At 70.3% G+C, this 7,686-nt stretch carries 10 protein-coding genes; 5 read left to right on the top strand and 5 right to left on the bottom strand.

Translation table 11 applies throughout. The annotated features are described in order from the left end of the window. A partial coding sequence (locus tag ABDW35_RS27175; RefSeq protein WP_343716981.1) for a hypothetical protein occupies positions 1-187 on the top strand: 187 nt, incomplete at its 5' end. A 78-nt stretch (positions 188-265) separates the two neighbouring features. Next, the gene (locus ABDW35_RS27170) at positions 266-1,714 is read left to right on the top strand and encodes a catalase (RefSeq protein WP_343716980.1); all 1,449 of its coding nucleotides are present in this window, start codon (positions 266-268) and stop codon (positions 1,712-1,714) included. 153 nt (positions 1,715-1,867) lie between these two features. On the opposite strand, the gene ABDW35_RS27165 is transcribed toward ABDW35_RS27170, so the two are convergent. From ABDW35_RS27165 to ABDW35_RS27150, 4 genes are read right to left on the bottom strand one after another with little or no spacing between them, the layout of a single operon-like run. Next, positions 1,868-2,128 carry a type II toxin-antitoxin system RelE/ParE family toxin gene (locus ABDW35_RS27165; RefSeq protein ID WP_343716979.1) on the bottom strand — a complete coding sequence of 87 codons (261 nt, stop codon included), beginning with the start codon at positions 2,126-2,128 and terminating at the stop codon, positions 1,868-1,870. Next, entirely contained in the window at positions 2,119-2,301 is a 183-nt protein-coding gene (locus ABDW35_RS27160; RefSeq protein WP_343716978.1) for a CopG family transcriptional regulator, read from the bottom strand. Before ABDW35_RS27160 ends, ABDW35_RS27165 begins: the two co-directional genes overlap by 10 nt. Before the next feature lie 53 nt (positions 2,302-2,354). Continuing rightward, positions 2,355-2,819, bottom strand: coding sequence for a GNAT family N-acetyltransferase (locus ABDW35_RS27155; protein ID WP_343716977.1), 465 nt, complete (start codon positions 2,817-2,819; stop codon positions 2,355-2,357). 1 nt (position 2,820) lies between these two features. After that, positions 2,821-3,267: a histidine phosphatase family protein gene (locus ABDW35_RS27150; protein ID WP_343716982.1), complete on the bottom strand. Its 447-nt coding sequence runs from the start codon at positions 3,265-3,267 to the stop codon at positions 2,821-2,823. Positions 3,268-3,452: 185 nt separating this feature from the next. On the opposite strand from ABDW35_RS27150, the gene ABDW35_RS27145 reads away from it, so the two are divergent. The 3 genes from ABDW35_RS27145 to ABDW35_RS27135 all read left to right on the top strand — a co-directional run bounded on the left by ABDW35_RS27145 (position 3,453) and on the right by ABDW35_RS27135 (position 6,788). After that, entirely contained in the window at positions 3,453-4,493 is a 1,041-nt protein-coding gene (locus ABDW35_RS27145; protein WP_343716976.1) for an alginate lyase family protein, read from the top strand. 115 nt (positions 4,494-4,608) lie between these two features. Further along, positions 4,609-6,024 (top strand): MFS transporter, encoded by a 1,416-nt coding sequence (locus tag ABDW35_RS27140; protein WP_343716975.1) that lies wholly within the window; start codon positions 4,609-4,611, stop codon positions 6,022-6,024. A 131-nt stretch (positions 6,025-6,155) separates the two neighbouring features. Beyond that, entirely contained in the window at positions 6,156-6,788 is a 633-nt protein-coding gene (locus ABDW35_RS27135) for a hypothetical protein (RefSeq protein ID WP_343716974.1), read from the top strand. Between the two features lie 30 nt (positions 6,789-6,818). On the opposite strand, the gene ABDW35_RS27130 is transcribed toward ABDW35_RS27135, so the two are convergent. Beyond that, positions 6,819-7,686 (bottom strand): protein-methionine-sulfoxide reductase heme-binding subunit MsrQ (locus tag ABDW35_RS27130; protein ID WP_343716973.1); only part of this gene is annotated, 868 nt, incomplete at its 5' end.

Here is a 7,686-nt window from a genome sequence, read left to right as displayed (position 1 = left end):
CGTGATGCGTCCGGCCCTGAACGCGCTGCTGGCCGACCTCGCCCGCCACGGCGCCAGCCTCACCCTCGAGAACGGCCGCGTCGGCGTGCAGGGCGACCTGCCGCCGGAGCTGCTGCTGCGGCTGCACCGCCATCGCCGCGACCTGCTGCCCCTGGTCGAACGCGGCACTCACTTATCGCGCCGATAAGGACGATCGATTTCCCTGATCGAAGCGCGACGGCAATCCTCTTCCCATGGCGGACACCCCGCCCGACAGGAGCCCTTGATGACCACCCTGACCACCACCTTCGGCGCCCCGGTTCCGGACAACCAGAATTCTCTGACCGCCGGCCCGCGCGGCCCGGTGCTGATCCAGGATTTCCACCTGATCGAGAAGCTGGCGCATTTCAACCGCGAGCGCATTCCGGAGCGGGTGGTGCATGCCAAGGGCGCCGGGGCCTATGGCGTGTTCCGCGTCACCGCCGACGTGACGAAATGGACCCAGGCGAAGTTCCTGGCCGCGGTCGGCAAGGAGACGGAGGTGTTCCTGCGCTTCTCCACCGTCGGCGGCGAGAAAGGCTCGGCCGATGCCGAGCGCGACCCGCGCGGCTTCGCGCTGAAGCTGTACACCGAGGACGGCAACTACGACATCGTCGGCAACAACACGCCGGTCTTCTTCATCCGCGACCCGCTGAAGTTCCCGGACTTCATCCACACCCAGAAGCGCAACCCGGCCACCAACCTGAAAGACCCGACGGCGGTGTGGGACTTCGCCTCGCTGTCGCCGGAGACGCTGCACCAGTTCACCATCCTGTTCAGCGACCGCGGCACGCCGCGCAGCTACCGCCACATGGACGGCTTCTCCAGCCATACCTTCAGCTGGATCAACGCGGCCGGGCAGCGGGTCTGGGTCAAGTATCACTTCAAGACTCGGCAGGGGATCCAGAACTTCACCGGCGAGCAGGCGCAGGCGATGACCGGCATCGACCCCGACCACGCCACCCGCGACCTGTTCGCCGCGATCGAGGACGGCGATTTCCCGGCCTGGAAAGTCTCGGTGCAGATCATGACCGAGGCGGAGGCCGAGAGCTTCGCGATCGACCCGTTCGACCTGACCAAGGTGTGGCCGCATGCGGCGCATCCGCTGATCGAGATCGGCGAGCTGGTGCTGAACCGCAACCCGCAGAACTACTTCGCCGAGGTCGAGCAGTCGGCCTTCAGCCCGGCCAATGTGGTGCCCGGCATTTCTTTCAGCCCGGACAAGATGCTGCAGGGCCGGCTGTTCGCCTATGGCGACGCGCATCGCTACCGCCTCGGCGGCAATCACGGCCTGCTGCCGGTCAACCGGCCGCATGCCGCCGTGGCCAGCAACTACCAGCGCGACGGGGCGATGCGCTTCGACGACAACGGCAAGGGCGCGGTGAACTACGAGCCGAACAGCTTCGGCGGGCCGCAGCAGGACCCGGCGGCGGCCGAGCCGGCGCTGCCGTTGCGCGGCGCCGCCGACCGCTACGACCACCGCGCCGGCAACGATGACTACAGCCAGGCCGGCGACCTGTTCCGGCTGATGGATGACGGCGCCCGCGCCCGGCTGATGGACAATATCGCGGGATCGATGCGGTCGGTGCCCGAGGCGATCCAGCGCCGCCAGATTGCCCATTTCGCCAAGGCCGACCCGGCCTACGGCGCCGGCGTGGCCGAGCGGCTGGGCCTGGCAATCGCCGCCGCGGCCTGATCTCCCCGAAAGGGCGACGGCCGTTGCTCTGTGGGCCGCCGTCCGGACTGGCCCGCCATCCCCCTTCCCGGGATGGCGGGTCTTTTCCTAGTCGAGGCCGGCTAGTCGATAGTGAGGCACAAATACCGGCAGACTCGGTGCCGTGCGGCCCGATCAGAGCCGGCTCTGGGCGCTGTGCCAGATGCGGAGGATTTCGACCCGCGTGCCGATCCGATAGACGTGGCGTAGGGCGAGACGTTCGCGGGTACCGGCCTCGATGCCAAGGCGACCGCGGCGCGGAAAATGCTCGAGGCTGTCAGCCGCGGCCAGCAGCTGTACCGCGAGCCGGTTGGCCGCCCAGGGATTGAACTCCGCGACATAGGCGCGAATGCGCTCCAGGTCCTGCCGGGCCGGTTCGGTCCAGGCTACTTGCACTGCGGCGGGGGCAGCTCGTCTTCCGTCCCCCAGGACAGCAGCCAGCGCCGCATCTCCTCGTGTGGGATCAGCCGCCCGGCATCCGCCGCGGCGATGCCTTCCCGGATCGCGGCCCGCTTTGCAGCGATCTCCGGATCATCCTCCGGTGGCTGGATCGGTGCTGGCTTCCTCATGGCCTCAATATAGGGCGATTTGCTCCCTCTGGCCACGGGGGCGCTTCCGAGGCTCAACCGCGGGGCAGCGCCTTTTCCATGAACACGCTCAGCGGGTCGGGGCCATAGGCGCCGAAGGGGCCGGTCTCGCGATAGCCGAAGCGGCGGTACAGGCCGATCGCCTCGGTCGATTTCACCCCCGTCTCCAGCCGCAGCAGCCGGATGCCGGCACCGGCCGCGTCGGCCTCCAGCGCTTCGAGCAGGGCGCGGCCGATGCCCAGGCCGCGGGCCTCGGCCGTGACGAAGATCCGCTTCAGCTCGGCTGCGCCGTCGCCGTCGGGGGCATAGCCGCCGCAGCCGACCGCCCGGCCGCCGCGCCGGGCGACCAGGAAGCGCACCTGCAGCGCCAGCAGCGTGGCCATGTCCGGCCCGGGCCGCGCATCCTCCGGATACAGCCCGGCCGAGCGGCGATCGGCCTGCGCCAGCAGGTCCCGCACCTCGGGCTGGTCCGGCGACTCCACGGCGATCGTCACTTCCATCTCAGTCATCCTCATTCCAGCAGCGCCGGACCGTGCCGGCGGGGTCGATGTGAAACACGTCCGGGTTGCTCAGGGCCGCCCAGGCGGCGAAGCCGTCGCGGCCGTCCAGGCTGTGCAGCAGCAGGGCCAGCAGATTGCCGTGGCTGACGATCGCGACCGCCCCCTCGGCCCCCGCCACCGCATCGGCCAGCGCCGCCAGGCCGCGCCGGGCTGCCGCGGCGCCGGATTCGCCGCCGGGCCAGGCCAGGGCCGGGTCGGCGAAGGACCGGCGCAGCCGGTCGCGCCAGTCCTCGGCCGGCGCTGTCGCCAGCACCCGCTCCGCCAGCCGATCGTCGATCCGCACCGCCAGCCCCAGCCGTTCGGCCAGAGGGGCGGCGCTGTCCCGTGCCCGCAGAAAGGGGCTGGAGACGATGCGCGCGATCGGCAGCCCGGCCAGCCGGTCGCGCAGTTGCAGCGCCTAGCCGCGGCCCTCAGCCGTCAGCGGCGCCTCGGGCTCCTGCCCGGCGGCCCGGCAGTGCCGGATCAGATAAAGGGTCGCGGCCATGATCGCTCCGTTTTCGCTGCTGCGCCAGTCTAGCGCAGGGTTTTTCCCTGCCGCCGAGGCCATCCTGTCTTGGGGGATCGGAGGTCCGGATGGTGCGACTCCTGTGTCTCGGCTTCGGCCTCATCCTCATCGCCGGCAGCCCCGCCGGGGCGGCGGTGCTGCACGGCCCGTGGGATGCGCCGCCGCCGGTCGACGCCTCCGCACCAGCCGCCGTGCCCTGTCCGGATGCGCCCGCGCTGCCGGCCGGGCTCGCCGTCCGCGACTATTACGGCGATCCCGCCCATTCGGTCATCGACCCCGCGCGCAAGCAGGCCTATGACGCGGCGGTCGCCCCGCTGCACGACGCGCTGGGGCAGGTGGAGGCGATGGCCGACCGTTATCGCCGCACCGGCGATCCGGCGGCCGCACGCTGCGCCGCGCAGTGGCTGGACCGCTTCGCCCGCGACGGGGTGCTGCTGGGCGAGGTCCGCGGCAGCCAGTCGGTCTATGTCCAGGGCTGGATGCTGGGCGGGCTGGCCGTGTCCTGGCTGAAGCTGCGCAGCGACCGCGACGCCGCGGACACCGATACCCGCCGCCGGATCAAGGACTGGCTCTCCGCTTTGGCGGACCGCACCCTGGCCTATTACAGCCCCGACCGCGCCGCCCGCACCGACACTCGCAACAACCACCGCTACTGGGCCGGCTTTGCCGTGGCGGCGGCCGGCGTCGCGGCGGGCCGGGCGGAGCTGCTGGACTGGGGCATCGCCAGCTATCGCCTGGCCGCGGCGCAGGTGGACGAGGACGGCATGCTGCCGCTGGAGGCGGCACGGCGGGGCTGGGCGCTGCACTACCACCTGTTCGCGGCGGCGCCCCTGGTGATGATCGCGGAGCTGGCGGCCGCCAATGGCGTCGACCTCTATCCGGAGCATGACGGCGCGCTCGGGCGGCTGGTGGAGCGGGCGCTGGCCGGGCTGCGGGATCCGCGCCGCTTCGCCGAGCGGGCCGGCACGCCGCAGGAGGATCCCGGCCGCGAGACCCTGGCCTGGGTCACGCCCTATCTGCGCCACGTGCCGCAGGCCCGGGCGGAGCTGCCGGCCGGCGCCGACCTGTCGCGCGGCACCTTGTATCTGGGTGGGCAACTGCCGGATTGAGGGGCGCCGGATTGACCGCCAAGCGGGACAGCGATGCGCCGATGGCGGCCGCGGGCCCGGGCGACTCGTGCTAGGAACAGAAGCCGAACGCCCTTCCCGCCGCCCAGGCGAGCCCATGCCTCTCGATGCTTGTCCCGGCCGCGCCGCCCCGGCGCGGTGTGCGACCCCCGCGCGGCGTGCCGCCCGACTTGCCGCGCTCAGCCTCGGCGTCGTGGTGGTGCAGATCGACGTCACCGTCGTCAATGTCGCGCTCGACCAGATCCAGGGCCTGATGCAGGGCGGCGTCGCCGCGCTGCAATGGGTGGTGAACGGCTACACCCTGGCCTTCGCCAGCCTGCTGCTGACCGGCGGCGCGCTGGGCGACCGGTTCGGCGCGCGGCGCCTCTATCTGACGGGCTTCGCCCTGTTCACCCTGGCCTCGCTGGCCTGCGGCCTGGCGCCGACCGGCACGGTGCTGATCGCGGCCCGTGTCGCCCAGGGGCTGGGCGGGGCGCTGCTGATGCCCTGCTCCCTGGCCCTGGTCGCCCATGCCTATCACGACCCGGGCGAGCGGATGCGGGCGATCGGCATCTGGGCCGGGGCCGGAGGCATGGCCATGGTGGCGGGGCCTGTGGTCGGCGGCGTGCTGGTCGCGCTGTTCGGCTGGCGCAGCATCTTCCTGATCAACCTGCCGATCGGCGCGGTCGGCCTGTGGCTGACGCTGCGCTTCACCACCGAGACCGAAGGCCGGCACAAGCGCGCGCTCGACCTGCCGGGCCAGGTCCTGGCCATCGTCGCGCTGGTGGCGCTGACCGGGTCGATCATCGAGGGCGAGCCGCTGGGCTGGTCCCATCCGCTGGTGCTGGGCGGGGTGGCGCTGTTCCTGCTGTCCGGCATCGGCTTCCTGCTGGTCGAATCCCGCAGTGCGGCGCCGATGATGCCGCTCGGCCTGTTCCGCCACCCGGTGTTCTCCGCGGTGTCGCTGATCGGCTTCCTGCTCAATGCCGGCTATTACGGCTCGACCTTCCTGCTCAGCCTCTACTTCCAGGGACCGCTCGGCCTGTCGCCGCTGCTCACCGGCCTGGCCTTCGTGCCGATGACCGGGCTGATCGCCGTCATCAACGTCTTCGCCGGCCGGGTCGCGGCGCGCCATGGGGCGCGGCTGCCGATGGTGTCGGGGCTGTGCGTTGCCGTCGCCGGCTTCGCCGCCCTCGCCCTGGCGCTGACCCCGGCCACGGACTACGGCGGCCTCTGGTGGACGCTGCTGCTGATCGGCTGCGGCACGGCGCTGACCGTGCCGCCGATGACCGCGGCGCTGCTGGCGACGGTGGACCGCGCCCGCTCCGGCATCGCCTCGGGCGTGCTCAACTCGCTGCGCCAGACCGGCGGCGCCATCGGCGTCGCCGTGCTCGGCGCGATCGGCGGCGGCGGGATGTCGGTTGACGGCATGCGGCTGGCAATGGCGCTCAGCGGCGGCGTGCTGGTGTTCGCCCTGCTGGCCGCGGTGATCTGGGTGCGGAAGCCCGCCGTAACATCATCGGACCATAGATAAGCTGCGCTGGCTGGACGAATTCCTCACCTTGTGCTTAGGCTTCGGTCACTTGGGTGGTATCCGCTTATTCGGTGTCGCGGCAGTAGTCAGCCGCTATGTATAGTTTCAAATCTGTTTGGAGGGGGATTGTTGTGCATTATCGGATCGCGCTCATTCTGGCGGCCACTTTGCTCGCGACCGCCTGTGCGGGGAAGGTGGACTATGCGCCGCCGCAAGCGGCGCAGCCCGGTCAGAATTCAATCACGGTCTCTGAATCCGCCGATGCCGTGTGGAAGAAGCTCGTGCCGAAGCTCGGCCAGCAATTTTTTGTCGTCAACAACCTCGATAAGGATTCGGGGTTCATCAACGTCAGCTATTCGGGTGACCCGGAACGATATGTGGACTGCGGGACGATCACATCATACGTCAAAAACGCGCGTGGTCCTCGGACCTACGTCTTCCCGGGAGCCAAGGCTCAGCAGTCATACGAGGTGATGTCAGATGGCCTGTACTTCCTAGATCGCAAGATGAATCTGGAAGGGCGGGTCAACATCATCGTCGAGCGGCAGGGGCCGAAGTCGACCCGGATCACGGCCAATACGAGATATGTGCTGACGCGGAGCGTCACCGTGCAGAGCGTCGGTGGCCAAATCCCGCAGACTGCCACCGACTCGGTCTCCTTCGATTCGGGGCAAAGCGGCACCTTCTCGTCCGGTTCGGATCGCGAGCTGACCTGCACCGCCAAGGGAACCTTGGAGCAGAGCGTGCTCGATCTTGCCCACTGAACGTGCCGCCCCGCCGTCCTGCGATGGCCCCTAGGCCAGGGCTGGCCGGCGGGCCTTGCTCTTTTGCAGCCGGCGCAGCCCGGCCAGCACGGTGACGGCCAAGCCGGCGGCCAGCACGATCCAGGCCGGGCGGGGCCCGAAGGCGAAGACCAGGTTGGCGCGCAGCACCCGCATCGGGTCGATGCCGGTGAACAGCCCGTACATCGCCGCCTCGCCGCCGGCCGTGACCAGGGCGGTGACCACCGACAGGGCGGCCAGCATCCACAGCGGCAGCCCGTCGCCGCGGCCCAGGCGGGCGTCCAGCACGCGCCAGACCAGGAGCCAGATGGTGAAGCCGGCCAGCATGGTCGGGATGGCGACGTCGACCTTCGACTGCATCACCCCATGCACCAGCCCCAGCACCACGATCGGGTAGACCAGCTGGTGCAGCCGCTGCCAGCGCTTGCCGCCCAGGCGCTTGATCATGGCATCGGTCGAGGTCGCCAGGAGCGGCATCAGCCCCAGCAGCGCCAGGAAGCCGATGGTCAGGTACAGGCGCTTGACGATCTCCGATGCCACGAAGCCCAGATCGAAATGCTGGGTGGCGGCGTAGCCGGTCAGGTGGATCAGCACATAGGTGGCGGCCGCGACGCCGATCATCCGGCGCACCAGGACCAGCTGCGGCCAGCGCAAAACCCGCTTCAGCGGCGTGATCGCCAGGCCGATGACCAGGAAATACAGCGTCCACAGCCCGATGGCGCGCTGGAAGGTCTGCACCGGGTCGGCACCCAGATCGCCGGCCAGCAGCCGCCCGCCATACCAGAGGCCGGGCAGCAGCAGCAGGACGAAGACCACAGTCTTCAGCCAGGAGAAGCGGCCGGCACGGTCGGTGAAAGGCGAGCGCATGGGGTCCTCGATG

This window comes from Inquilinus sp., from assembly GCF_039594555.1.
In the GTDB taxonomy this organism is placed as follows: domain Bacteria; phylum Pseudomonadota; class Alphaproteobacteria; order DSM-16000; family Inquilinaceae; genus Inquilinus.
The sequence above is the reverse complement of the archived record's forward strand: the minus strand, read 5'-3'. Positions and strand labels throughout refer to the sequence as shown.